General features: G+C 64.8%; 19 protein-coding genes, 1 tRNA gene and 1 pseudogene. 13 read left to right on the top strand and 8 right to left on the bottom strand.

Going from position 1 to position 23,146, the window contains the following annotated elements:
* The first annotated feature begins 42 nt into the window (after positions 1-42).
* Positions 43-822, top strand: coding sequence for an enoyl-CoA hydratase-related protein (locus BSG08_RS16500; protein ID WP_093038950.1), 780 nt, complete (start codon positions 43-45; stop codon positions 820-822).
* A 63-nt stretch (positions 823-885) separates the two neighbouring features.
* Here BSG08_RS16500 and gltA read toward each other — a convergent pair whose 3' ends face one another.
* Together gltA and gltX are read right to left on the bottom strand one after the other, a co-directional pair.
* Positions 886-2,181 (bottom strand): citrate synthase, encoded by a 1,296-nt coding sequence (gene gltA / locus BSG08_RS16495; RefSeq protein ID WP_093038949.1) that lies wholly within the window; start codon positions 2,179-2,181, stop codon positions 886-888.
* Between the two features lie 74 nt (positions 2,182-2,255).
* Complete coding sequence (gltX, locus tag BSG08_RS16490; protein WP_093038948.1) at positions 2,256-3,668, bottom strand: glutamate--tRNA ligase; 1,413 nt, start codon at positions 3,666-3,668, stop codon at positions 2,256-2,258.
* Between the two features lie 80 nt (positions 3,669-3,748).
* On the opposite strand from gltX, the gene BSG08_RS16485 reads away from it, so the two are divergent.
* Complete coding sequence (locus BSG08_RS16485; protein ID WP_093039002.1) at positions 3,749-5,764, top strand: ComEC/Rec2 family competence protein; 2,016 nt, start codon at positions 3,749-3,751, stop codon at positions 5,762-5,764.
* Here BSG08_RS16485 and lexA read toward each other — a convergent pair.
* From lexA to trpA, 3 genes are all read right to left on the bottom strand, one after another.
* Positions 5,758-6,459: a transcriptional repressor LexA gene (lexA, locus tag BSG08_RS16480; RefSeq protein WP_093038947.1), complete on the bottom strand. Its 702-nt coding sequence runs from the start codon at positions 6,457-6,459 to the stop codon at positions 5,758-5,760. The two genes, BSG08_RS16485 and lexA, sit on opposite strands and share 7 nt — an antisense overlap.
* An 89-nt stretch (positions 6,460-6,548) precedes the next feature.
* Entirely contained in the window at positions 6,549-7,712 is a 1,164-nt protein-coding gene (locus BSG08_RS16475; RefSeq protein WP_093038946.1) for an alpha-hydroxy acid oxidase, read from the bottom strand.
* A 120-nt stretch (positions 7,713-7,832) separates the two neighbouring features.
* Positions 7,833-8,624: a tryptophan synthase subunit alpha gene (gene trpA, locus BSG08_RS16470; protein WP_093038945.1), complete on the bottom strand. Its 792-nt coding sequence runs from the start codon at positions 8,622-8,624 to the stop codon at positions 7,833-7,835.
* Positions 8,625-8,749: 125 nt separating this feature from the next.
* On the opposite strand from trpA, the gene ychF reads away from it, so the two are divergent.
* The 9 genes from ychF (at position 8,750) to BSG08_RS16425 (ending at position 17,715) form a co-directional block, all read left to right on the top strand.
* Positions 8,750-9,847 carry a redox-regulated ATPase YchF gene (gene ychF, locus BSG08_RS16465; RefSeq protein WP_093038944.1) on the top strand — a complete coding sequence of 366 codons (1,098 nt, stop codon included), beginning with the start codon at positions 8,750-8,752 and terminating at the stop codon, positions 9,845-9,847.
* A gap of 136 nt (positions 9,848-9,983) precedes the next feature.
* Positions 9,984-10,073: transfer RNA gene (locus tag BSG08_RS16460), tRNA-Ser, on the top strand.
* A 308-nt stretch (positions 10,074-10,381) separates the two neighbouring features.
* Positions 10,382-10,558, top strand: coding sequence for a phage head-tail joining protein (locus BSG08_RS16455; protein ID WP_425439304.1), 177 nt, complete (start codon positions 10,382-10,384; stop codon positions 10,556-10,558).
* The gene (locus BSG08_RS16450) at positions 10,558-12,102 is read left to right on the top strand and encodes a phage portal protein (protein ID WP_093038943.1); all 1,545 of its coding nucleotides are present in this window, start codon (positions 10,558-10,560) and stop codon (positions 12,100-12,102) included. The genes BSG08_RS16455 and BSG08_RS16450 overlap by 1 nt, the downstream gene beginning before the upstream one ends.
* Positions 12,103-12,107: 5 nt before the next feature.
* Positions 12,108-14,174 carry a prohead protease/major capsid protein fusion protein gene (locus tag BSG08_RS16445; protein ID WP_093038942.1) on the top strand — a complete coding sequence of 689 codons (2,067 nt, stop codon included), beginning with the start codon at positions 12,108-12,110 and terminating at the stop codon, positions 14,172-14,174.
* A gap of 74 nt (positions 14,175-14,248) precedes the next feature.
* Positions 14,249-14,584, top strand: a complete 336-nt coding sequence (locus tag BSG08_RS16440) for a DUF2190 family protein (RefSeq protein ID WP_093038941.1) — start codon at positions 14,249-14,251, stop codon at positions 14,582-14,584.
* Positions 14,584-15,750, top strand: coding sequence for a phage tail tape measure protein (locus BSG08_RS16435; RefSeq protein WP_245770731.1), 1,167 nt, complete (start codon positions 14,584-14,586; stop codon positions 15,748-15,750). Before BSG08_RS16440 ends, BSG08_RS16435 begins: the two co-directional genes overlap by 1 nt.
* Positions 15,743-16,792 (top strand): hypothetical protein, encoded by a 1,050-nt coding sequence (locus tag BSG08_RS16430; RefSeq protein ID WP_093038940.1) that lies wholly within the window; start codon positions 15,743-15,745, stop codon positions 16,790-16,792. The genes BSG08_RS16435 and BSG08_RS16430 overlap by 8 nt, the downstream gene beginning before the upstream one ends.
* Positions 16,793-16,866: 74 nt before the next feature.
* Complete coding sequence (locus tag BSG08_RS16425) at positions 16,867-17,715, top strand: phage BR0599 family protein (RefSeq protein ID WP_093038939.1); 849 nt, start codon at positions 16,867-16,869, stop codon at positions 17,713-17,715.
* Between the two features lie 7 nt (positions 17,716-17,722).
* Here BSG08_RS16425 and BSG08_RS16420 read toward each other — a convergent pair whose 3' ends face one another.
* Entirely contained in the window at positions 17,723-18,157 is a 435-nt protein-coding gene (locus BSG08_RS16420; RefSeq protein WP_093038938.1) for a hypothetical protein, read from the bottom strand.
* A gap of 191 nt (positions 18,158-18,348) precedes the next feature.
* Between BSG08_RS16420 and BSG08_RS16415 the strand changes: the two genes are divergently transcribed.
* Both BSG08_RS16415 and BSG08_RS19735 read left to right on the top strand, forming a co-directional pair.
* Positions 18,349-18,657 carry a hypothetical protein gene (locus BSG08_RS16415; RefSeq protein ID WP_245770730.1) on the top strand — a complete coding sequence of 103 codons (309 nt, stop codon included), beginning with the start codon at positions 18,349-18,351 and terminating at the stop codon, positions 18,655-18,657.
* Positions 18,654-18,875 (top strand): annotated as a pseudogene (locus BSG08_RS19735) (DUF6127 family protein); the annotation flags it as partial. The gene BSG08_RS16415 and the pseudogene BSG08_RS19735, both read left to right, overlap by 4 nt.
* A gap of 182 nt (positions 18,876-19,057) precedes the next feature.
* Here BSG08_RS19735 and BSG08_RS19530 read toward each other — a convergent pair.
* Positions 19,058-20,896: a helicase-related protein gene (locus BSG08_RS19530; RefSeq protein WP_175544814.1), complete on the bottom strand. Its 1,839-nt coding sequence runs from the start codon at positions 20,894-20,896 to the stop codon at positions 19,058-19,060.
* Positions 20,893-22,803: a hypothetical protein gene (locus tag BSG08_RS19525; protein ID WP_175544813.1), complete on the bottom strand. Its 1,911-nt coding sequence runs from the start codon at positions 22,801-22,803 to the stop codon at positions 20,893-20,895. Before BSG08_RS19525 ends, BSG08_RS19530 begins: the two co-directional genes overlap by 4 nt.
* Between the last annotated feature and the right edge of the window lie 343 nt (positions 22,804-23,146).

Genomic DNA, 23,146 nt, shown 5'->3' with positions numbered 1-23,146 from the left:
CTGCGGTTTGATGCACGAAACCAGACCGGGAGGCCCGAATCCGTGAAAGACTATCAGACCATTACGCTTGAGATCAGTGAAGGCGTCGCCGTGTTGTGTCTCGACCGCGCCGAGAAGATGAATGCGCTCAACAGCCAGATGCGTGCCGAGATTACGGACGCGGTGGCCCATGCGGGGCCGAAGGCGCGTGTGCTGGTTCTTACCGGCAATGGCCGCGCCTTCTGTTCCGGGCAGGATCTGAGCGATGGCGGCAATGCCGCGACGCTGGATCTGGAGCGGGTGCTGCGCGAGGAATATGTGCCAATGTTGCGCGCGATCACCGACTGCCCGGTGCCGACGATCAGTGCGGTCAACGGGCCTGCGGCGGGGGCAGGGGCCAATCTGGCCCTGGCGGCGGATGTGGTGATCGCCGCCGAGAGTGCCTATTTTTTGCAGGCATTCGCGCGCATCGGCCTGATCCCTGACGCGGGGGGGACCTGGTTCCTGCCGCGCCAGATGGGTATGGCCAAGGCAATGGGTGCGGCACTCTTCGCCGAGCCGATCAGCGCGCAGCAGGCCAGCGATTGGGGCATGATTTGGGAAGCGGTGAGCGACGAGGGTTTCCACGCTCATTGGCGCGCGCGCGCGGCGCAGCTGGCCAAGGGACCGACGCAGACCTATGCGGCGGCCAGACAGGCGATCCGGGACACATGGAACAACACGCTGGAGATGCAGCTTGATCTCGAGGCGAAACTGCAAGGGACCTGCGGTCAATCACGCGATTTCAAGGAAGGTATCCTGGCCTTTCTGGAAAAACGTCCGCCGCATTTCGAAGGCCGGTAGAGATTCTGCGAGTAACAAGACGGCCCGCTTTGGCGGGCCGTTGCTACGTTGAAACCGCAGGGTTCAGCGCTTTTCGATATCAACGTAGTCGCGCAGCGTCTCACCCTTATAGAGTTGACGCGGGCGACCGATCTTGAGTTGTGGATCGGCGATCATCTCTTTCCACTGCGAAATCCAGCCGATGGTTCGCGATACTGCGAAGATCGGCGTGAACATCGAGGTGGGAAAACCCATCGCCTCTAGAATGATTCCGGAATAGAAGTCCACATTCGGGAACAGCTTTTTCTCGGCGAAATAGGGATCGGCCAACGCCTGTCTCTCAAGTTCCTTGGCAACCTGCAGGGTTGGGTTGTTCTCGATGCCCAGCAGTTCCAGAACCTCGTCGGCGGATTGCTTCATCACTGTGGCGCGCGGGTCAAAATTCTTGTAAACCCGGTGGCCAAAGCCCATCAGGCGAAACGGATCGTCCTTGTCCTTGGCCCGTGCGATGAATTCCGGGATACGGTTCGGCGTACCGATTTCGCGCAGCATTTCCAGGCAGGCCTGATTGGCACCGCCATGCGCGGGTCCCCACAGACAGGCGATGCCAGCAGCGATACACGCGAATGGATTTGCGCCCGAGGACGAGGCCAGCCGCACTGTCGAGGTCGAGGCGTTCTGTTCGTGATCGGCATGCAGGGTGAAGATCCGGTCCATCGCGCGGCTCAGGATCGGGTTGACCTCGTAATCCTCGGCCGGCACGGCAAAGCACATGCGCAGGAAGTTGGAGGCATAATCAAGATTGTTGCGCGGATATTCGAACGGTTGCCCGATGGTGTATTTATAGGCCATCGCGGCTATCGTCGGCATCTTGGCGATCATCCGGATCGACGCGACCTCGCGCTGCCAGGGATCGGAAATATCGGTGCTGTCATGATAGAATGCGCTGAGCGCGCCGACCACTCCGACCATGATCGCCATCGGATGTGCGTCCCGGCGAAAACCGCGGAACAGGAAATGCATCTGTTCGTGGATCATCGTATGATTGGTCACCCGGCTCTCGAAATCCTCGAGCTGCGCGGGGCTGGGCAGCTCGCCATAGAGCAGCAGATAACAGACCTCGAGGTAGTGTGATTTTCCGGCCAGTTGATCGATCGGATAACCCCGGTGCAGCAGCTCGCCCTTGTCGCCGTCGATGAAGGTGATCGTGCTGTCGCAGCTGGCGGTCGAGGTATAGCCGGGATCATAAGTAAACACGCCCGCATTGGCATAAAGCTTGCGTATGTCGATCACGTCGGGTCCTGCAGTGGGGGAAAAGATTGGCAATTCATGGATCTTGCCTTCGATTTCCAGCTTTGCGACTCTCTTTCCTTCTGACATCTGGGGTCCTCCCACTCAGCGCCCGCAGGGTATCTGCGCCCCGGGCTGGATAAACGTAAGGCCTTGCCAAAGGGTTAAGCCCTTTCGCAGGCGGCGTCGGTCAGTCGGGCGATCGTCTCATCTCGCCCGAGCGCCAGCATCATGTCGAACACACTTGGTGTCGATGTCCGACCTGCCAAGGCGGCCCGGAGCGGACCGGCGAGCTTACCAAACTTCATTTCATGGTCCTCGGCGAATTGGGTCGCTAGGGCCTCAATCCCGTCACGTGTCCACGTAGCATTTTGCAATTGCGGCGTCAATTCTTTCAGTATACCACGGGATACACTGTCAAGTAGTGCTATGGCCTTCTCATCAGGCGCAATAGGCCGACTCGCCAGTATAAACGCCGCTTTATCAAGCAGTTCCGGGAAGGTCTTGGCGCGCTCCTTGAGACAGTACATCGCCTTTGAAAACAATGTTACCTGCATGTCATTCAAGGGCGGTTGACCCGTCGCAACAAGGAACTCGCGCAATTCATGCAGCAGCGCAGCATCATCCGTCGCCGCGATATGCTGACCGCAGAGATTCTCCAGTTTCCTGAAGTCCAGCCGCGCGGGCGACTTGCCGATACCTTCCAGATCGAACCATGCGCGCGCCTGCGCATCGTCAAAAAATTCGTCGTCGCCATGGCTCCAGCCCAGACGCACCAGATAGTTGCGCATGCCCGCTGCCGGATAGCCCAGGCGTTGATATTCCTCGACGCCGAGCGCGCCATGGCGTTTGCTCAACTTCTTGCCGTCAGGACCATGAATCAGCGGGATATGGGCATAGACCGGCAGCGGCCAGCCCATCGCCTGATAGATCATCATCTGGCGCGCGGCATTGTTGAGATGGTCGTCGCCCCGGATCACATGGGTCACACCCATGTCATGGTCATCCACCGCCACCGCCAGCATGTAGACCGGCGTGCCGTCGCCGCGCAGCAGGACCATGTCGTCAAGCTGATCGTTGCGGATGGTGACATTGCCCTGGACCCGGTCGGCGATGACGGTGACGCCATCGCGCGGCGCCTTGATGCGGATCACATGCGGCACGCCATCGGGGTGCTGATCGGGAGTGGCCTCGCGCCAGGGACTCTGAAACAGGGTCGAGCGTCCTTCGGCACGGGCGGTTTCGCGGAATGTCTCGATCTCTTCCTGGGTCGAGAAGCATTTGTAAGCCTTGCCCTGGGCCAGAAGCTGATGGGCGACCTCGGCGTGGCGGGGCGCGCGCGCGAACTGGCTAATCGCTTCGCCGTCGTGATCGAGGCCGAGCCATGCCAGCCCGTCGAGAATTGCCTGTGTTGCTTCGGGTGTCGAGCGAGCGCGATCCGTATCCTCGATCCGCAGCAGGAATCGGCCGCCGCGACCGCGCGCAAAGAGCCAGTTGAAAAGCGCGGTCCGCGCCCCGCCGATATGCAGGTAACCTGTGGGCGAGGGAGCAAAACGGGTCACGACCTGCTGCGACATTGGACGAGTTAACCTTTCGGTAACGATGAGGGGGCAAGGTTTGAGCACTGTCTATCGACCCGCCAAAGAGGAAACAAGTGGTGCGCGTCTGGCATCTGATCGAAGGTGGCTGGCTGGCGCAACGCGGCGCGCTTTTCCCCTGGGTGCCGGTTCTGTTGGCCAGCGGTGTTGGTGGATACTTCGCCCTGCGCGCCGAGCCTGGGATCTGGATACTTCTGGCCTGCGGGATCGGAGCGGCCCTGCTGATGCTTGCCGCGCGGTGCGGGCGCGAATGGAGCGGACCGTTGTTGTACGCGATAGCCCTGGTGCTGGCAGGAGTTGCGCTTGCAGGGTTGCGGGCGCATCTGGTGGCCGGCCCGGTGCTGGGCTGGCGCTATCATGGTCCTGTCGAGGGGAGAATCGTGGGTATCGACCGTTCGGCGTCGGATGCGTTGCGGTTGACACTGGACCGGGTTGTGCTGGCGCGCACGGATCCTGATCGCGTGCCACGCCGGGTGCGGGTGGCGTTGCATGGCGAGCAGGGGCATTTCAGGGTTCAGCCGGGGCAGCGGGTGATAATGACGGCGCATCTCGGAGCACCGGGCGGGCCGGTCGAACCGGGCGGGTTCGATTTTCAGCGGCATGCGTGGTTTCTGGGGGTCGGGGCGGTGGGCTATACTCGCACGCCGGTGCTGAGCGCCGGCCCGGCGGAGGGTTGGCAGATGCTCTTTCGGGCGCGGATGGCGCTGTCGGGCCATGTGCAGACGCGGATGCCGGGGCAGGTGGGAGCCTTTGCCGCAGCGATCATGACGGGGGATCGTTCCGGTCTCAACCTGACGACGCTCGAGGCGATGCGGGTGTCCAACCTGGCGCATCTTCTGGCGATTTCGGGGCTGCATATGGGGCTGCTGGCGGGGTTTGTCTTTGCTGCATGCCGGCTGGGTCTTGCGGCGATTCCACGTCTGGGCCTGCGACTGCCAGCCAAGAAACTGTCGGCACTCGTCGCGCTGATGGCGGCGGCGGGATATCTGGGTCTCTCGGGCGGCAATGTCGCCACCGAGCGGGCCTTTGTCATGGTGGCGGTGATGCTGGTGGCGGTGCTGCTCGATCGGCGCGCATTGACCCTTCGGGCGGTGGCGGTGGCGGCGGTGATCGTGCTCTGCTTGCGACCCGAGGCGTTGCTGGGGTCGGGGTTTCAGATGTCCTTTGCCGCAACGGTGGCGCTGGTCGCGGTGTTTGGCTGGCTGCGGGACGCGCGGGTATCGCTTGGGCCCCGTTGGCTGCGGCCCATTCTGACGGTGGTGATTTCCTCGGCCGTGGCTGGGGCAGCCACCGCGCCGGTGGCTGCCGCGCATTTCAACCAGTTCGCGCAATACGGTCTTGTCGCCAACCTGCTCAGCGTGCCGCTGATGGGTGTGCTGGTCATGCCAGCCGCGGTGCTGGCGGCGCTTCTTTTGCCAGTCGGGCTTGACTGGATCGCGCTCTGGATTATGGCGCTGGGGCTTGAATGGATCCTTGGCGTGGCGCATCGGACGGCGGCGCTGGAAGGCGCGCGGGTGGCGGTTATTGCACCGGATTCCGAGGTGTTGCCGTTGCTTGCGGCAGGCGCGCTGTTTGTCGTGCTCTGGCAGGGACGGGTGCGGTTGGCCGGTCTGGTGCCGGTCCTGCTGGCAGTCTGGTTCTGGGCCGGGACCGAACGCCCGGCAGTGCTGATTTCGGACACCGCCGCGCTGGTGGGGGTGATGACGGACGAAGGGCGCGCGCTGAACAAACCGAAGGGCGGCGGCTTCGTGGCGGCGAACTGGTTGGAAAATGATGGCGACAGCGCAGCGCAAGACGAGGCGCATGAACGCTGGCCGGGCGACGCATCGTTGTTTCCCCTGCCGATCCGGGTGATCGGTGGCAAGGCCGTTGCAATGCCCCCGGTCTGCGAGGGGGCGTGGATCCTGATTGTAACCGGTGGCAGGATTGAACCGTCCATAGGGCAGGGGTGCGAGGTGATCACCCCGGACACAGTACGAAAAACCGGATCAGTGGCGATCTACGGCGATGCGGGCCGTCTGCGCCTGGTGACCGCGCGCGATGTCACCGGCACACGGCTATGGAATGATCAATAGGTGCGGATGAGACCCACGAGACGGCCCTGAATCCTGACCTGATCCTCCGGGAAGAGGCGTGTTTCATAGGCCGGATTCGCAGCCTCGAGGGCAATTGCGTTGCCACGGCGGAAGAAGCGCTTGAGCGTGGCTTCCTGATCCTCGATCAGCGCCACGACGATATCGCCGTTATCCGCGACCGCGGTCTCGCGGATGATGACCACATCGCCATCGTTGATCCCCGCCTCGATCATTGAATCGCCCTTGACCTCAAGCGCATAATGCTCTCCGCGGCCCGAGATCATGGCACCCGGCACGGCGACGTTGTCGCGCACATGGGCGATCGCCTCGATCGGTACGCCGGCGGCGATGCGGCCCATCAGCGGCACCTCGATCGCCTGCGCCGTCACAACGGGCCGGGCATTGGCGGGCTGTGCGGCGGTTGGCCGGTCGCCCTCGATCACGCGGGGGACAAAGCCGTGGCTGGCTTCACCGCCCATGCTTTCGGGAAGTTTGACGATTTCGAGCGCCCGCGCCCGATGCGCCAGCCGGCGGATGAAGCCGCGTTCCTCCAGCGCGGTGATCAGCCGGTGGATGCCCGATTTGGAGCGCAGATCAAGCGCCTCCTTCATCTCGTCGAAACTGGGGGGAACGCCGTCGCGCTGCACCCGCTTGTGAATGAACTCCAGCAGATCGAGTTGTTTTCTGGTCAGCATCGGCGCGTTCTCCGGTTCATGCGTTTCTTTTTGTTCTACGCATGTTCCTGTTTTGTGTCAAACGTTTCCCGAAGCTGCATCATTCGAGTCTATTCCCAATCGCCACTGAAACCCCTGGGGATCATCAGGATGTCGCGGTCCAGATCACGCACATCGCGCCGTCCGCAGAGGCCCATGGAGGTATCCAGTTCCTTATAGATCAGCTCCAGCGTCTTTGTGACCCCGGCCTCGCCCATGGCACCCAACCCATAGACAAAGGCGCGCCCGATATAGGTACCTTTCGCCCCCATTGCCAATGCCTTGAGCACGTCCTGACCGGAACGGATACCGCTGTCGAGATGCACTTCGATCCTGTCGCCCACCGCATCCATGATCTCTGGCAGCGCGCGGATGGCGGAAATCGCCCCGTCCAGTTGCCGCCCGCCATGATTCGAGACGATGATCGCATCCGCGCCCACGTTAAGCGCCTCGCGTGCGTCGCGCGGATCCATGATGCCCTTGATGATCAGCGGCCCCTCCCACATCTTGCGGAACTGCCGGATTCGGTCCCAGTCGAGCGCCTGGTCAAAGGCTTCGGCGGTCCAGGCCGAGAGCGAGGAAGGATCGGTCACCCCCTTGGCGTGCCCCACGATATTGCCGAAAAAACGCCGTTTCGTACCCAGCATGCCAAGACCCCAGTGAACCTTGGTCATCATGTTGGCGACGCTCGCGGGCGTCAGCTTGGGCGGGGCGCTGAGGCCGTTCTTGAGATCCTTGTGGCGCTGGCCCAGCATCTGCAGATCGACCGTGATCATCGCCGCCGAGCATCCGGCATCGCGCGCCCGGTCAAACAGGCGTTGCATGAAATCGTCGTCCTTGAGCGTGTAGACCTGCATCCAGAACGGTTTGGTCGTGTGTTCGGCCACATCCTCGATGCTGCAGATCGACATGGTCGAGAGGGTGAAGGGCACGCCGAATTTCTCGGCCGCGCGGGCCGCCTTGATCTCGCCATCGGCGTGCTGCATGCCTGTCAGTCCCACGGGGGCAAGGCCTACCGGCATCGCCACATCCTGACCGATCATTTTCGAGCCCATGTTGCGCCCGGTCATGTCGATCGCCACCCGTTGCCGCAGGTAGATCCTGTCGAAATCGGTCGTGTTCTCGCGGAATGTCTGCTCGCTCCAACTGCCGGATTCCGCGTAGTCGTAGAACATTCTGGGCACGCGGCGGGCGTATATCCGCTTGAGATCGTCGATGCTGGTGATCACGGGCATTGGGGAGGCTCCGAAGATTGGTCAATTCCCTTTACCAACCCGGTGCCCGCCGCGCAATGTTCAGCTTGCCGCGGGGGGTGGGGTGACACGCACCCCTTCTAGCACCGTTTCGCGCTGCGCTCAGGCGCGATGCGCGCCTGCGGCCAGTCCGCGCACGAAATCCAGAACCCCGCTCACCGGTCCGCCCCTGGCGATCTCGCTGACGATGGCCGAACCCACGACGCAGCCGTCGGCTACGCCTGCGATCATCTCTGCTGTCTCCGGCGTGCGGATGCCAAAGCCGACGATGACCGGCAGATCGGTCTGCGCCTTGATCCGGGTCACCTCTGGACCGACATCCGCCGCCTCAGCCGCCGCCGCCCCGGTGATCCCGGTGATCGAGACGTAATAGACGAACCCGCTCGTGTTCTGCAGCACCTTGGGCAGCCGCCTGTCGTCCGTGGTCGGGGTGGCCAGCCGGATGAAATTCAGCCCTGCCTTGCTGGCGGGAATACACAATTCCTCATCTTCTTCGGGCGGCAGATCAACCACGATCAGCCCGTCGATCCCTGCCGTCTTAGCCTCATCCAGAAACCGCTCCACGCCACGGTTGTAGATCGGGTTGTAATACCCCATCAGCACGATGGGCGTGCTGTCGTCGGTCTTGCGGAATTCGGTCGCCATTGCCAGTGTGCGCGTCAGCGTCATGCCTGCCGCCAGCGCCCGCTGTCCGGCAAGTTGGATCGTCGGCCCATCCGCCATCGGATCTGTAAAGGGCACGCCCAGTTCGATGATGTCGACGCCTGCGGCGGGCAACCCCTGCATCACCGCAAGAGAACGGTCATAATCGGGATCGCCAGCCATGATATAAGAGACGAACGCCTTTTTTCTGGCGGCTTTCAACTCTGCGAATTTCGCGTCGATGCGGGTCATGGGAATTGTCCTCTGAATACGTCCGTGCGGGTTTGGCGTAAACGGGTGCGGAAATCAATGCCCGGCTTGACCTTGGCCTGCGCAAACCCGTAGATGCGCGCAATTCAAGGCGTGGAGGGCCGCAGATGGGCTTTAAAATGGGAATCGTGGGCCTGCCGAATGTGGGTAAATCCACGCTCTTCAACGCGCTCACGCGCACCGCCGCCGCGCAGGCCGCAAATTTCCCGTTCTGTACCATCGAGCCCAATGTGGGCGAGGTGGCGGTACCGGATGCGCGGCTCGACAAACTTGCGGCAATCGCCGGGTCGAAGCAGATCATCCCGACCCGGATGACCTTTGTCGATATTGCGGGGTTGGTCAAAGGCGCGTCGAAAGGCGAGGGCCTGGGCAATCAGTTCCTTGCCAATATCCGCGAGACCGATGCCATCGCCCATGTGCTGCGCTGCTTTGATGACGGCGATGTCACCCATGTCGAGGGCCGCGTCGACCCTGTAGCGGATGCCGATACAATAGAAACCGAACTCATGCTTGCCGATCTCGAGTCGGTCGAAAAACGCCGCGCGACCCTCGTGCGCAAGCTCAAGGGCGGCGACAGGGAGGCGGCGCAGGCCGACCGGCTCTTGGCGCAGGCGCAGGCGGCGCTGGAGGCGGGCCGTCCCGCTCGCTCCGTTGAGGTCGATGTAGAGGACGCCAAGGCCTGGAAGATGCTGCAACTGCTAACCTCCAAACCGATCCTCTATGTCTGCAATGTCGACGAGGTCAATGCCGCCACAGGCAACACCCATTCCGACGCCGTGGCTAAGATGGCGGCAGAGCAGGGGGCTGCCTCGGTTGTGATCTCCGCCCAGATCGAGGAAGAAATATCCAAGCTGGAACCGGACGAGGCCGAAATGTTCCTCAGCGAGATGGGACTGGAGGAGGCCGGACTCGATCGTCTGATCCGCGCAGGCTATGAGTTGCTGCATCTCGAGACCTACTTTACCGTAGGTCCCAAAGAGGCGCGCGCCTGGACCATCCCCGCAGGCACCCCCGCGCCAAAGGCCGCAGGTGTCATCCACGGCGATTTCGAACGCGGCTTCATCCGGGCCGAAACAATCGCTTATGACGATTTTGTCAATCTGGGCGGCGAACAGAAGGCCAGGGATGCAGGCAGGATGCGCGCCGAGGGCAAGGGTTATATCGTCAGGGACGGCGATGTGCTGCATTTCCTTTTCAATACCTGAGGTTTGCTGGATCACGGCGCTGCAGGCATTCCCGGAATGAACCGCGGGCTGCTTGAAAAACCTGCAAAACCAGCAGTTCTAAAAAATCCGAAAATGACCCTTGTTCCCCCGGCGCGCTGCAATTAAACGGGTCAGCGGAGCTGTGGCCGAGTGGTCGAAGGCGCTCCCCTGCTAAGGGAGTAGGCCCGGAAGGGTCTCGTGGGTTCGAATCCCATCGGCTCCGCCACACTCAGATACTGAATCCGACCAAGGGCCCCGATTGGGGCCTTTTTTCTTTTTGTTTCAAAGGGCGTTGGCAGGGCCATCCGCCCTTCGGAGACTGGGCGCTTGACGCGGAATGGGTCTCCGAATGGCCTGCGTCTCTCTTCGAGCGCCCCTCGACGGCCACGGGACGGCGTAAAACATCTTCGCATTTCCAATGGGTTGCCGCGTTCATGGGGTCGTCCCGTTCGCGAGATAATCCGGTGGCGGAGACTGACACGAAGGCGCAGGGCGGTCAGAAGGACGGCTCCGTGGCGGCCGATCACTAGGCCGGTGCGCCGGGCCTATGCCAGCGGCACGACGAGGGTGAGCTATGACGGCAAGTCGGTGGACTACGGCTCGGCCGAGGATCTGCTCGCTCGCATCCGCACCATCGAGCGCGCCATCGCGGGCGCCACGCGGCCGCTGCCGGTGGCCGGGCTCGCCGGCTTCTCGCGCGGGGATCGCTGATGTCGGCGACCTGGTTCGATCACGCCATCGCCACGGTGGCGCCGCGCATGGCCGCGCGCCGCGTGATGGCGCGTCAGGCCTTCGAGACCCTGACGCGGGGCTATGACGGCGCCGCACGCGGACGGCGCACCGAGGGCTGGCGCGCGCCCGGATCCTCGGCCGATACCGAGATCGGCGTCGCCGGGGCGCTCTTGCGCGACCGGATGCGGGATCTGGTGCGCAACAACCCGCATGCGGCCAAGGCCGTCGCGGTGCTGGTCAACAACATCATCGGCGCGGGCATCATGCCGCGCGCCGCCAGCGGCGACGACACGCTGGATCGGAAGGTCGATGCGCTCTTCGAGCGCTGGACGGCGGAGTGCGACGCCGATGGGCAGCTCGACTTCTACGGGCTGCAGACGCTGATCTGCCGGGAGATGGTCGAGGCGGGCGAAGTCCTGGTGCGCCGCCGCCTGCGCCGCGCGAACGACGGCCTGCCGGTGCCGCTGCAATTGCAGGTGATGGAGGCGGACTTCCTCGACGCCACGAAATCCGGCGTTCTTGGTGCAGGACGGCTGGTGCAGGGGATCGAGTTCGACCCGGTCGGCAAGCGCCGGGCCTACTGGCTGCATGCCGAACATCCGGGCGATGCCTGGGGCGCGCTGCAGGGCGGGCTCGGATCGCACGCGGTCCCGGCGACCGAGATCGCCCATGTCTACGAGAAGCAGCGCACGCAGGCGCGTGGCGTTCCCTGGGGCGCGCCGGTGATCCGGTCCTTGCGCGATCTCGACGATTACGAGGTAGCCGAGCTGGTCCGTAAAAAGACCGAGGCTTGCGTCACCGCCATCGTCTTCGGCGACGACGAGGCGCAGCAGGGTATCGCACCCTCCGTGGTCGATGCCGACGGCAATAGGGTCGAGCAGTTCGAACCGGGGCTGATTGCCTATGCCCGCGGCGGCAAGGACATCCGCTTCAATCAGCCCTCGGCCACCGGCGGCTACGGCGACTACAAGCGCGCCAGCCTGCACACGATCTCTGCCGGGTTCCGGGTGCCCTATGAGTTGCTCACTGGCGATCTCAGCCAAGTCAACTATTTCTCGATCTGCGCGGGCCTCGTCGAATTCCGTCGGATGATCGACGCCGTCCAGTGGCAGCTCTTCATCCCGATGTTCTGCGCGCCGGTCTGGCGCTGGTTTACGGAAGCCGCGTGGGCGGCGGGCCAGATCCCGTGGCCCATCGTGCCGGTCGAATGGTCGCCGCCGAAGTTCGAGGCAGTCGATCCGCAGAAGGATGCGATGGCGAACCTGCTCTCGATCCGCTCGGGCACCATGACGCTCGCCGAGGTGATCGCGAAGCAGGGCCGCAACCCCGACGCCGTTCTTGCCGAGATCGCCGCAACCAACGCCAAGCTCGATGCGCTGGGGCTGGTGCTCGACAGCGACCCGCGCCGCGTCACCAAGACCGGCAGCGCGCAGACGAGCGATCCGGCCGACGACGAACCGGACACCGACGACCCGACCGCCGACGCGGGCAATGACCCGGCGCAGGCCGACCAACAGGACTGACCTTCATGGACACGATGATCGAACTGCCGGCCATGCGCCGGTCGGCGGAGCTTGCGCCGAACACGGCCGACGCCGACAGCCGCACCGTCGAGGTGGTCTGGTCGGCCGGGGCCCGCGTCCGCCGCGCCACCTTCTTCGGCGAGCCCTATGACGAGGAACTGAGCCTCGACCCCGCCCATGTCCGGCTCGACCGGCTGAACGCGGGTGCGCCCTTCCTGAAGGTGCACGAGCTCGACACGCTCGACGCGGTGATCGGCTCGGTCGTGCCGGGATCGGCGCGGATCGAGAACGGACGCGGCATCGCCTTGGTGCGGATCAGCGAACGCGCCGACGTCGAGCCGATCTGGCGCGACATCCAGGCAGGCCACATCCGGGCGGTTTCCATCGGCTACCAGGTCCACCGCTTCGAGGTCTCGAAGCCCGAAGCCGCCCGCGAACTCTGGCGCGCGGTGGACTGGACGCCGTTCGAGGTCTCCGCCGTCGCGGTCGGCGCCGATCCCGCCGCGGGCTTCAGCTCCCAGCATCCCCTTCACGACTGCGTCCTTCACCGCCGGGACGCCCCTTCCACCACGAAAGGACCGATCCCGATGACCGACAAGACCCAGACCCCGGGAAGCGACGCCGCGACCCCCGCCACCACCCAGCCGACCGAGCCGAATGATACCGAGGACACCCCCATGACCGAGCCGAAAGCGGCTGCGCCCGACCCGAAGGTCGCCGCAGTGGAAACCCGCACCCAGCCGAAGCTTCAGAATACCGATGCCCCCGCGGCGCCCGACACCGAGGCCGTCGCCACCCGCGCCCGCGAGGCCGAGCGCGACCGGGTCTCCACCATCTACGATCTGGCCGGGCGGCTGAACCTCGAGCGCGGCTTCGCCGAGGATCTGGTCAAGCGCGGCGTCAGCGTCGATGAATCCCGCCGCCTGATCCTCGACCAGGTCGCCGCGAAGTCCGACGAGACCCGGACCTTCGGCCATGTCTCCGTGCCGCTCGGCGGCCGGGACGAGCGGATCACCCGCCGCGACGCGGTGGCGAACGCGCTCTTGCACCGCTACAGCCCGACGCTGTTCCAGCTGGAGGACGCCGCCCGCCAGTACCGCGGCATGACGCTGCTGGAACTCGCCCGCGAAAGCCTCGGCAACGCCGGGGTCAACACGCGCGGCCTGTCGCGCGACGAGGTGGCGACGCGGGCGCTGCACTCGACCTCGGACTTCCCCGAGATCCTGTCGGCCGTCACGAACAAGACGCTGCGGCAGGCCTACGAGGCCTATCCCCGCACCTTCATGCTGTTCTGCCGCCAGGTGCTCGCCACCGACTTCAAGGCCATGCACCGGGTCCAGCTCGGCGAGGCCCCGCAGCTGCTGGAGGTCGGCGAGAGCGGCGAGTTCAAGCGCGGCACGCTCGGCGAGAGCAAGGAGAGCTACAAGGTCAAGACCTATGGCCGGGTGGTCGCGATCACCCGCCAGACGCTGATCAACGACGATCTCGACGCCTTCACCCGGATCCCGGCCATGTACGGCAACTCCATCGCGCAGCTGGAAAGCGACGTGGTCTGGGGCATCATCACCGCCAACCCGGCGATGGCCGACGGCAACGCGCTCTTCCACACCACGCACAAGAACCTCGCCGGCACCGGCGCGGCGCTCGACGTGAGCAGCGTCGGTGCGGCGCGCGCGGCGATGGCCAAGCAGACCGGCCTCGACAAGAAGACGGTGCTGAACGTCCGCCCCGCCTTCCTGATCGTGCCCGCCTCGCTGGAACTGAAGGCCGAGCAGCTGGTCGCGCAGAACCTCGTGCCCGCCGCGACGTCCAGCGTGGTTCCGCAGTCGATCCGCACGCTGGCGCCGATCAGCGAGCCCCGCCTCGACGCCGCCAGCGAGACCGCCTGGTATCTGGCGGCCAGCCCGAACCAGATCGACACCATCGAGTACGCCTATCTCGAGGGCCAGCAGGGCGCCTACATCGAGACGCGCAACGGCTTCGACGTCGATGGCGTCGAGATCAAGTGCCGCCTCGACTTCGGCGCCAAGGCCATCGACTGGCGCGGCCTCTACAAGAACCCGGGCGCGTAAGGCCCACGTCCTGAACACTGACACGCGGGCGGTCCTCACGGGCCGCCCTCCGTCTTTCCAGGAGGATCACCCCCATGAAAAACTACGTCCAGCCCGGCAACACCATCACCCTGACCGCGCCCTATGCCGTCGCCTCCGGCGATGGCCTGCTCGTCGGCTCCATCTTCGGTATCGCCGCCGGAGACGCCGCCCTCGGCGAGAGCGTCGAGACCGCGCTCGTCGGCGTGTTCGACATCACCAAGGTCGGCTCCCAGGCATGGACCGTCGGCGCCAGGGTCTATTGGGACGACACCAACAAGCACTGCACGACGGTCGCGACCGACAACACGCTCATCGGCGTGGCGACCGAGGCGGTGGCGAGCGGCGCGGGCGACACCATCGGCAGGGTGCGCCTGAACGCGACGTTCTGATGAGCGCCTTCGAGGGTGTCGAGGCCATGCTGAATGGCGTCGTCACACGGATCAACGGCTTCATCGAGGGCGTGAACGCCGGGCTGGAGGCGCTCGGCGTCGAGCGGCGCATCGGGGTCATCGCCGAGCTTGATCTCGGCCGCCTCGAGAACCGCTTCGCTGGTGCGGCCACCGAGGCCGCAACGGCCGCACGCGATGCCTTCGCCTCGGCCTTCTCTGACAACCCACTCGCCGTTCCCGATCTCGGACTGACGGCGGCGGCCAGCGAAGCCGCTGCCTCGGCGGAAGCCTGGCGTCAGACGGCCTCCACGCTGGCCGACGGCGCGCTTCAGCCGCTTGCCGCACTCGATGTCCTGCGCGCCGCCGTCAGCAGCACCGGCACGGAGGCAGAGACGGCGCTCGATGGCGCGACGGTCGCTGCCGAGCGTTTCGATGCAGCACTGTCCGGTGAGGACGGGGCAGGACCGGCCGCCGCGCTCGACGAGACCGCCGAAGCCGCGGGTCGCGCGGGCGGTGCCATGCAGAGTGCGGCCGATGTCGCGCGCCAGTCCTGGGATGCGGCCCGCGCTGCCGTGGAACGCACGCAGGAAATCGCGAAGGGGCTGGCCGAAGACATCACCGGGCCGATCAAGGAGGCGCTGAAGTCGGGCGAGCTCAGCTGGCAGACCTTCGCGGGTGCCGTGGCGGGGATCGCGCGCAATCTCGCGAACCGCCTCATCGACCAGGCCTTCAAGCCGATCGAGGATGCGCTCTTCCGCGCCTTCTCCGGCACGGGCACCGGCGGCGGTCTCTTCGGCTGGATCGGGAGCGCCATCGGCGGGCTCTTCGGCATCGCTGGCTTTGCCCGAGGCGGGGCGTTCTCGCAAGCCGGCGAGGTCACGGCCTTCGCCCGGGGTGGTGTTGTGTCCCGTCCGACGGTTTTTCCCTTCGCGCGGGGGATCGGGCTCATGGGCGAGGCCGGACCGGAGGCGATCCTACCCCTGCGGCGCGGTCCGGGCGGGCGGCTCGGCGTAGAGGCCAACGGTGGTGGCCCGGCGCCCCAGCCCGCGACTCGCATCGTCAACGTGCTCGATCCCGCGATCGTTGGGGACTATCTCGCGACGCCCGCGGGCGAGCGGCTCATCGTCAACGTGATCCGGCGCAACCGGGGAGGTCTCGATGCCTGACCGGCTCTGGCCCTTCGCAGCGCAGACGCCGGTCACGGAAGTGCTGGAGTGGTCGACCGACGTCCTCGTCACGGAGGCTGGCGAACAGCGCATCGCGCTTCGCACGGGTCCACGGTCCACAGTGACCCTCTTGCATCTTCTCGATGCCATGGGGCTCGCCGAGGCGGCAGAACTCGGCCGTGCCGGGCAGCTCGACGACTGGATCCTGCCGCTCTGGCATCTGGCGCGCCCTGCGACGGCAGCGATCGACGCGGCTGACCTGACGGTCTTCGTCGACACGAGCGACGGCGCCTTTGACGGGGCGGCGCAGGCCATCATCGCTGCCGATGGCGGCAGGGCACATCTGGTCGAGATTGCCGCCGTGCTGTCCGACCGGCTGGAGCTTGCAGTGGCGGCGGGCGTCAGTCTCGCGCACGCCGTCGTGGCCCCGGTCGGCAGTGCCTTCCTCGCACGGCCCGTCGAGATCGACCGCCGCCGCCAGGGGCTCGGGACGGTCACGGCGAGCTTCACGCTCCGGCTCAGCGACGGCAGCGCTGCTGCCAGTCCTTATCCCCAGCACCTGGGGCTCGACGTGCTGACCGATCCAGCTGTCCTGCGCCAGCCGCTCGCAGAGACGCTCGGCCAGACCGTGGAAGCCATCGACAACGGCTTCGGGTCCGTCGTGCTCGAGCCCGTCCTCACCCAAGTCCAGCGCCGGTCGACCATCTCGCTCATCGACCGCGGCGCCGCGCGGCTGACTCGCCGGCGCTGGCTGCTCTCCCTGCGCGGTCGCCAGCGCGCCCTCTGGCTGCCGACCTGGGGCCGGGAACTGGTCCTGCAGGCCGCCGCCACCTCTGGCGCGACGTCCATTGTCGTCGCACCGCTCGCTGATCCCTCCATCTGGATCGGCCGACACCTGATGATCGACCACCCGACCGGGCCGGTCTTCCGCGAGATCACTGCCGCGGCATGGGACGCGCTCGGGATCCGGCTCTCGATCGCTGCCCCCGGCAAGAGCATTGCGCTTGGTACGCCCGTGCATCTTCTCCTGAAGGTCCGCTAGGATGCCGACCGGATCGAACTCACGCACGGCCCGAACCGGACCGAACTGGCGCTGCCGCTGATCGAGACGCCCTCATGACCTACGATCTTGCCGAGACCTCGACCGCCGAGGGGCGGCCGTATTTCCTCTACCTCTTTGCGGAAGGTGCGGCCGTTTGGCGCTTCACCAGCCGCGCGAGCGCCTGGACCTCGCCCGCGGGCGCGATCGGCGAGGAGACCGAGGATCTCATCTGGGAGCCCTCGGCCGCGAGCCACGGCTCCGTCGTCCAGAGCAGCGACCCGCGTCGGGTGGACCTGTCGGTGACCTTCCCGCTCTCCGATCCTTTCGCCCGCCGCTATCTCGGGCCCCGGGGCCGGTCGGTTACGACGCTCACCATCTACCGCGGCCACGAACAGGCCCCGGCCGAGGTGGTCGCGCACTGGAAGGGCCGCATCGTCTCGGCGCGCGTAGAGGGACGGCGGATCACGCTGCGCGCTGAATCGCTCTTCACCTCGATGCGCCGGGAAGGCGTGCGGGCGAAGTACCAACGTCTCTGCCGCCACGCGCTCTATTCCCGCGGCTGCCGCCTCGACATCGAGACCTTCTTCGTGGGCGGAACCGCGACCGCACGTTCCGGTCTCGAGATCACCGTGGCCGAGGCCGCGCTCCTACCGGACGGTTGGTTCCGTGGCGGCGTCCTGCGCCATGCGGGGCTGCTCGGGTTCATCACCGGGCACGTGGGGGACAAGCTGACGCTCGCGGGGCGCATGCCGGAGCTTGAGACCGCGATCGGCGATCCAGAGACGGTCGCCGTCATCGACATGGCGCCCGGCTGCGATCTCCGCCGCGACACGTGTGCCGCCAAGTTTGGCAACCTTCTGAACTTCGGGGGTTTCCCCGACATCCCGGGCCGCAATCCCTTCGGCGGCACCAGCATCGTCTGAGGGCAGCTCAGCCGAGGTAGCGGGAGGTGTTCTCTGTATTGAAGTTCCGCCAGACCGTCTGAATCCCGGCCCATTCGTGAAGATGAGCTTCCAACCGCTTGCGGAGCAATTCGTCCTCCAAAGCTGGATCGGCAGAGATGACGAAGGCCTCGAGTCCGCCTGCGCCGTACTGGCGCGCATAGTCGGGGAGAATGCCCCGACGGCTGATGTTGCGGTCAGTCCCGTCCTTCATCGCGCGATACCACCGCAGCGCGCCCCTGTGTCGGCTGAGGATATTCTTCGAATGACCGATGCGGATACCGCGCACCGGCCAGAGGACTTCAACGTAGACGCCGGCGCAACGCGGCAAGTTCTGACCGTGACCCATTCGCCAGTCCATGTTCAGGGGAAGGCCGAGGAATGTCGGCTGTTGGCCAGACAGTGAGTGGTCAGTCTCAAGCATGTAATTATCTCAACGTGTCGTGTCGGCGCCGCCTTATGGGGAAGCAAAAAGACGCCTTGACGTAATCCTCGTCTAACTTCGTGATCCCTTAGCCGGGCTTCCTGGCCAGAATGTGACCCAGATCGGTCACGGCCCAGAATCAACATCACTGCGCGCACGCCGGCGCGACTGCCACCAAGGACGACGACATCGTGACCCGCGTGGCGAGCGATATCGCCGGCCAGCGACTGTCCTTCTCGCTCGCGGGCCCGACCGGCCCAGCCGGGGCCACGACCATCGCGGGCGTGCACGTGAAGCAACTGGCACAGCTCGGCACCGCCGGTCCGACCGGGATCGCGGGCTTCCTGCGCATGGGGGGCGTGGACTATGACGCTACGCCCGGCACGCCCTCGGCCGACCTGCCATCGCCGGTCTATTCGAGCTGGGATCTGAACCCGGCCGACAGCACCCCCTGGACGGCGGCGACGCTGCCGGCGGAAGCGGGGATCGTCTCGTCATGATCTTGCCCCGAACGGACAAGGGCGACCTGAGGATGTCGGAGGCCGAGTTCCGGGCCTTCCTGTCCCAGGCCGCGGAAGAGGGCGCGAAGCGTGCGCTCGCTGATGCCGGGATCGACGGCAAGGATGCCGCCCTCGACATTCGCGATCTCCGCTCGCTTCTCGACTGCATCCGCTTCGTACGCCGCACCGCGGTCCAGACCGCCGTCCATCTCATCACCACCGGCATCATGCTCGCGCTCCTTGCGGGCATCTGCATCGAAGCGAACGAAAATTCCTTCACCGTGGACTTGAGTGGCCGGCACCCAGTTCGGTGCTGCCCGTGCGAGCGGGGCCCGTGGAGCTGCCTCATCTCCCATTCCTTCGTCAGGAGACTCGACTCGTGTAAATCCAAGGAGGGCGTTCACCTCTTCATCTCCGCCTCGGTCAGGGTCTTCTTCCCCGAGTCTTCAATGACTTCCCAGGTACGAGCGGCAACTGCGCCTATCGTATCCAACATCTCTTTGCGGCTAGGACTGTTCATGGCGCCAGCGCCGTCGTTTGCGGCGAAGGGATCGTAGGTGTGACGCATGATGGAGAGCATCGCGCCGGTAAGCCCTCGGTCCAACGCCCGTGGCGAGAACGGCGTGACGGATTGAGCTTCGACGTGCTGATAGAAGGTCGCGTGGTAATGCTCGAAGGTCTCGTAATGCGACAAGTCCCGAGGCCGCGCCCACGTCAGCACAGTGGCCACCAGTCCTGGCGGCGTTCGGCCCACACGGCTCGTCGCCTGGATGTACTCGGCCGTTCCCTTGGGTTGGCCGTTTACGACCATCACTCCGAGACGATTCACGTCGACACCGACCGACAGCATGTTCGTCGCGAGAACTGCATCGATCGGCCGGGCCTCCCCTGGCTTCCTATTGGTCACCCATTTGCCTAGTGCTGGGTCGAAGGTGCCATCGAAAGGAACCTCGAGCTGATCGAGGTATCTCGGGATGTCCTGACTGGAGACCCGCGATGTCAGTTCGCTGATTTCCTCGACCCGCCGCTGCGCGAGCCCCGGTCGGTCCACCAGGCTCATATCAACACGGAAGGAACGCGTTTGGACGTCGTCTTCGGCCAGACGCTTCATCCCTCCGAGTTCTCGCAGCGAGTTGAAGTAGCCGACGAGGGTCATATAGGGGTCGGCCACCGGGCCGAACCGATCGAATAGCGCCTGCGCGGCGGTGAGGAACGCCGTATAGGTTCTGATCAGCACTGCAGGGCGAGAGCTGCCGGGAGCGCAGATTCCCATGTACCGTCGACTGGGTCTCTCGAGAATGGGTCTCTGGACCAAGAAGAAATTGTCTTCGACGTCCAGGCCGGAAGGCGGAAACACGGAAATTCGGCGCATGAAAACGTTGCGCACCTGGTCGTCGGCCCGCCGCACGGTCGCGGTGGAAGCCACGACCTTGGGACGAACCTTCTCGTCGCCCAGAACCCAGCTGCTCAGTTCGTCGACGGCCGTTTCGTAAAGACCCACCATGGTGCCCAACGGACCGCTGATGAGGTGGAACTCGTCCTGGATGATCAAGTCTGGTGGTCGAATTGCGCGGACCGGCTTCACACTGGCGGCCGGATATGCCCCCCTCGCTCGGTGCCCCGTGCCGCAGTCGTGACTCGGCCAGAGCAAGCCATGGCGTCCGCATTCCTGCTCGACGCGGCCGAAAAGGTTCCGAACCTCGGGACGCCACGCCATCATCGCGAACTTGTCCACGGTCGCGATCATCATCGTCGGCGGGCGGTGATAGATTTCCTCGTCGACGACTTTCACGGGAAGCCCCGGGTGAGGCTGCCCAGTGGATTTCGCCTTCGAGAAATCGCAGCCGCCCAGCTTGTCGCCGCAGTAGATCAGCGTTCGGCCGGCGATCCTGTCGACCTCGATGTCGCGACCTCCGGAGATCTCCGAACCGCACCAAGGGCAGCTGGTCAGTTGTGCAGGCGAAGCGATTCCCGCTTTGTTGCGGTCGTTGTTTCGAATGGCTTCGACAGCCTGGTGAGACGCATCTGTCGTGCCCGGTGTCACGCGATTACCGACCCAGAGACCTAGCGAAAATGGTTCCTTGCCCCAGGTCTTGTCTTCTGCACGACGGATGACCTCCATCGCGCAGAGCAGCGTCGTCGCCCTCTGGAACTGCTGCAGAGTCAGCAGTCGCAGTGTGTACCGCATGATGACGGCGAGACCACGTGATGCGTCGAGACCGCCGAGATCATTCTTCAATCGGCGCATGCCATGGCGAAGGCCGCCACACCGAGATAGGCCTCGGTCTTACCACCACCCGTCGGGAACCAGAGGAGATCGGCGAACGCCTCGACTGGCTTCGTCCGGTCCGGGTGAGTCGGATCAGAGAGCGACGGGATCGACAGGAGCAGGAACGCCAGCTGGAACGGGCGCCACGACCTGTTCTTCGGCACGTTCAAAGTGGTCACGTCGACGGCTTCGTTCCGTCTGCGCTTCAGAGCGTAGATGCTTCGGACACGCTGCATGGCCATGAACCGGTTGGCGAAGCGGAATGCCTCCAGCGCCTTCGGATCGGCGAAAAGCGTGCCCATGCCCTCTCGAAGGCGGCGCAGGATCTCCTCGCAGCGCTCAATGACGTCCTTGCCCGGATCGTCGAAGCCGGTGATCTCGGACCCTAGCCGGGCCTTCTGCTCACCGATCCAGACGGCGTAGTCGTCGACGAGGCAGGAGAGGGCTTCGCGCAGCGCGTCCGGCGCCATCTCCGCCAGCCGCGTCATGTCGAGCCAGCCCTCGTCGACCATGCGCCGCATGGCTGGACGGTCCCTTGGGTCAAGCCCGGGCGTTTCGGTGACAGCGACTTCGTAGCGCGGGATAATCTCGGTTCTGACGCGATGCGCCTTCGTCGGCTCCTCGGGCGTCGTATCCGCGTGAACGGACACTCCGTGGCCGACCGCGAACTCGAGCCGGTTGCGATAGATGAGGGCGAGACGGTCACGTTCCGGGTCGTCGACTACAACTTCGTTGGAGGGGCGACGCCGAAAGACCGACCTGTCACCGTGATCTTCGGGGGCCTCGACAGTGATCTCCGGCTGGAACAGCCATGCGCGATCCTTGTTATCGTCGGGCTCCAGCTGTCCGTTTACGAGGAACAGAGTGACGAGGCGTTCGCCCTTGGCATTCGTCCGAACCGTGCCCTGTAGACGAATGTCGGGTTGGTCGGCGTCGGGAGTGGACGGTTTGATCTGACCGTCGACGAGCGGCAGCGAGACGACACCGCCACAAGGGATGCGGCGCCAGACCCTGACCTTCACCTCTTCTTCTCGGCCGGTCTGGCGGTTTCGCCGGGTCTTGGTGATGTCATGCTCATCATTCGGGACGCGCTCGTAACGGCCCCACCGAGCCTCTACCGCCAAAGCCTGCACATCTGGCGCGACGCAGAAGGTCAGCCCCATGCTCGAAGGCACCAGTGACTGGTTGTTTGTGGTGTCGATCTCGTCGAGCGCGTCGTCTTCGGGCTCCACCCGGCCGGTGGCACTCGGGAATTCTGCCCCCGGCTCGTGCAGCGAGGCGGTCCGCTCTTCCTCGAGGTCCCCGGCCTCATCGGCGGCGGAAGCCGGTTCCACCTGAGCGGTCTGATCGTCCCCCGGGTGTCGGGGCGCCAACTTGCCGACGAGGTAACGATCGCGGACGCTCATGTCCTTGATCAACTCGCGTGGCCCTTCCGCGGGGCCGAGTAGGTCATCCCGCACGGAAAGCTCGAGAAGATCGCGAACGTAGACCACGTCCTGGATCAGCGGCACCGCGTCAGGTGAGGCGGCGCCGAGCAACGGAAGGACGCGCAAGAAATCACCCCACGGCAGCCGTGTTGCCGGTGCGCTGGGCGCGGTCAGGCCGAGCGCGGTCAGGGGAGCCGCCGGGTCTATGGCTTGAGCCTGATCGAAATAAATGGTTCGACCATGGGCATCCGACCGGATGCGCAGAATGCGGCCGACGATCGTCACCGCATCGACGTCGGACCCTACGACGACTGCCCAATCACCAGGGGCGACCACACTTTCGTCGGTGGGACCAGATCCGAGACGGACGGCGTATCCGGTTGAGGCAGGTTCCCCGCGGATGATCCACGCGGTATGCTGGGGGGCGGCTTGTTCAATCAGCTCGGTCATCCGCGCCTTTAATCTGCGACATATCCGGTAGCCGTGAAGTAATTCCAGCTTCGTCGGGTGAGTAGAGGTCGCAGATTTCGGCGATTGCGTTGAACATGTCCGTGAATGTGCGCACACCGAGCGGAGCTATTAGGAACACGTGTCACAGGGAAACTAGACCCTCCAAACAGAGCTGATACTGGGCATAGCGGTTGGGTCCGTGGTGAACGGACGGTTTATGGAAATTTTTCAGGAACAATGACTTAAGGTGGAGATGGGGTGGATGCCGCTCTCCCCAGACGGCATCGCAATGTGCCAAGCTTGCGGTGTTGAATCACAAGCTGAAGGAGAGGGCATCCATGGG

Source organism: Roseovarius azorensis, assembly GCF_900109455.1.
GTDB classification, from domain to species: Bacteria; Pseudomonadota; Alphaproteobacteria; order Rhodobacterales; family Rhodobacteraceae; genus Roseovarius; species Roseovarius azorensis.
This window is presented reverse-complemented; position numbering and strand designations above follow the sequence as displayed.

Bases quoted from the DNA above. Each gene is read 5' to 3' on its own strand.
- trpA (WP_093038945.1), bottom strand. From the start codon at position 8,624: ATGACCCGCATCGACGCGAAATTCGCAGAGTTGAAAGCCGCCAGAAAA.
- BSG08_RS16440 (WP_093038941.1), top strand. From the start codon at position 14,249: ATGAAAAACTACGTCCAGCCCGGCAACACCATCACCCTGACCGCGCCC.
- BSG08_RS16445 (WP_093038942.1), top strand. From the start codon at position 12,108: ATGGACACGATGATCGAACTGCCGGCCATGCGCCGGTCGGCGGAGCTT.
- BSG08_RS16430 (WP_093038940.1), top strand. From the start codon at position 15,743: ATGCCTGACCGGCTCTGGCCCTTCGCAGCGCAGACGCCGGTCACGGAA.
- gltX (WP_093038948.1), bottom strand. From the start codon at position 3,668: ATGTCGCAGCAGGTCGTGACCCGTTTTGCTCCCTCGCCCACAGGTTAC.
- BSG08_RS16420 (WP_093038938.1), bottom strand. From the start codon at position 18,157: ATGCTTGAGACTGACCACTCACTGTCTGGCCAACAGCCGACATTCCTC.
- BSG08_RS16475 (WP_093038946.1), bottom strand. From the start codon at position 7,712: ATGCCCGTGATCACCAGCATCGACGATCTCAAGCGGATATACGCCCGC.
- BSG08_RS16425 (WP_093038939.1), top strand. From the start codon at position 16,867: ATGACCTACGATCTTGCCGAGACCTCGACCGCCGAGGGGCGGCCGTAT.
- BSG08_RS19525 (WP_175544813.1), bottom strand. From the start codon at position 22,803: ATGACCGAGCTGATTGAACAAGCCGCCCCCCAGCATACCGCGTGGATC.
- BSG08_RS16435 (WP_245770731.1), top strand. From the start codon at position 14,584: ATGAGCGCCTTCGAGGGTGTCGAGGCCATGCTGAATGGCGTCGTCACA.
- lexA (WP_093038947.1), bottom strand. From the start codon at position 6,459: ATGCTGACCAGAAAACAACTCGATCTGCTGGAGTTCATTCACAAGCGG.
- BSG08_RS16450 (WP_093038943.1), top strand. From the start codon at position 10,558: ATGTCGGCGACCTGGTTCGATCACGCCATCGCCACGGTGGCGCCGCGC.
- gltA (WP_093038949.1), bottom strand. From the start codon at position 2,181: ATGTCAGAAGGAAAGAGAGTCGCAAAGCTGGAAATCGAAGGCAAGATC.
- ychF (WP_093038944.1), top strand. From the start codon at position 8,750: ATGGGCTTTAAAATGGGAATCGTGGGCCTGCCGAATGTGGGTAAATCC.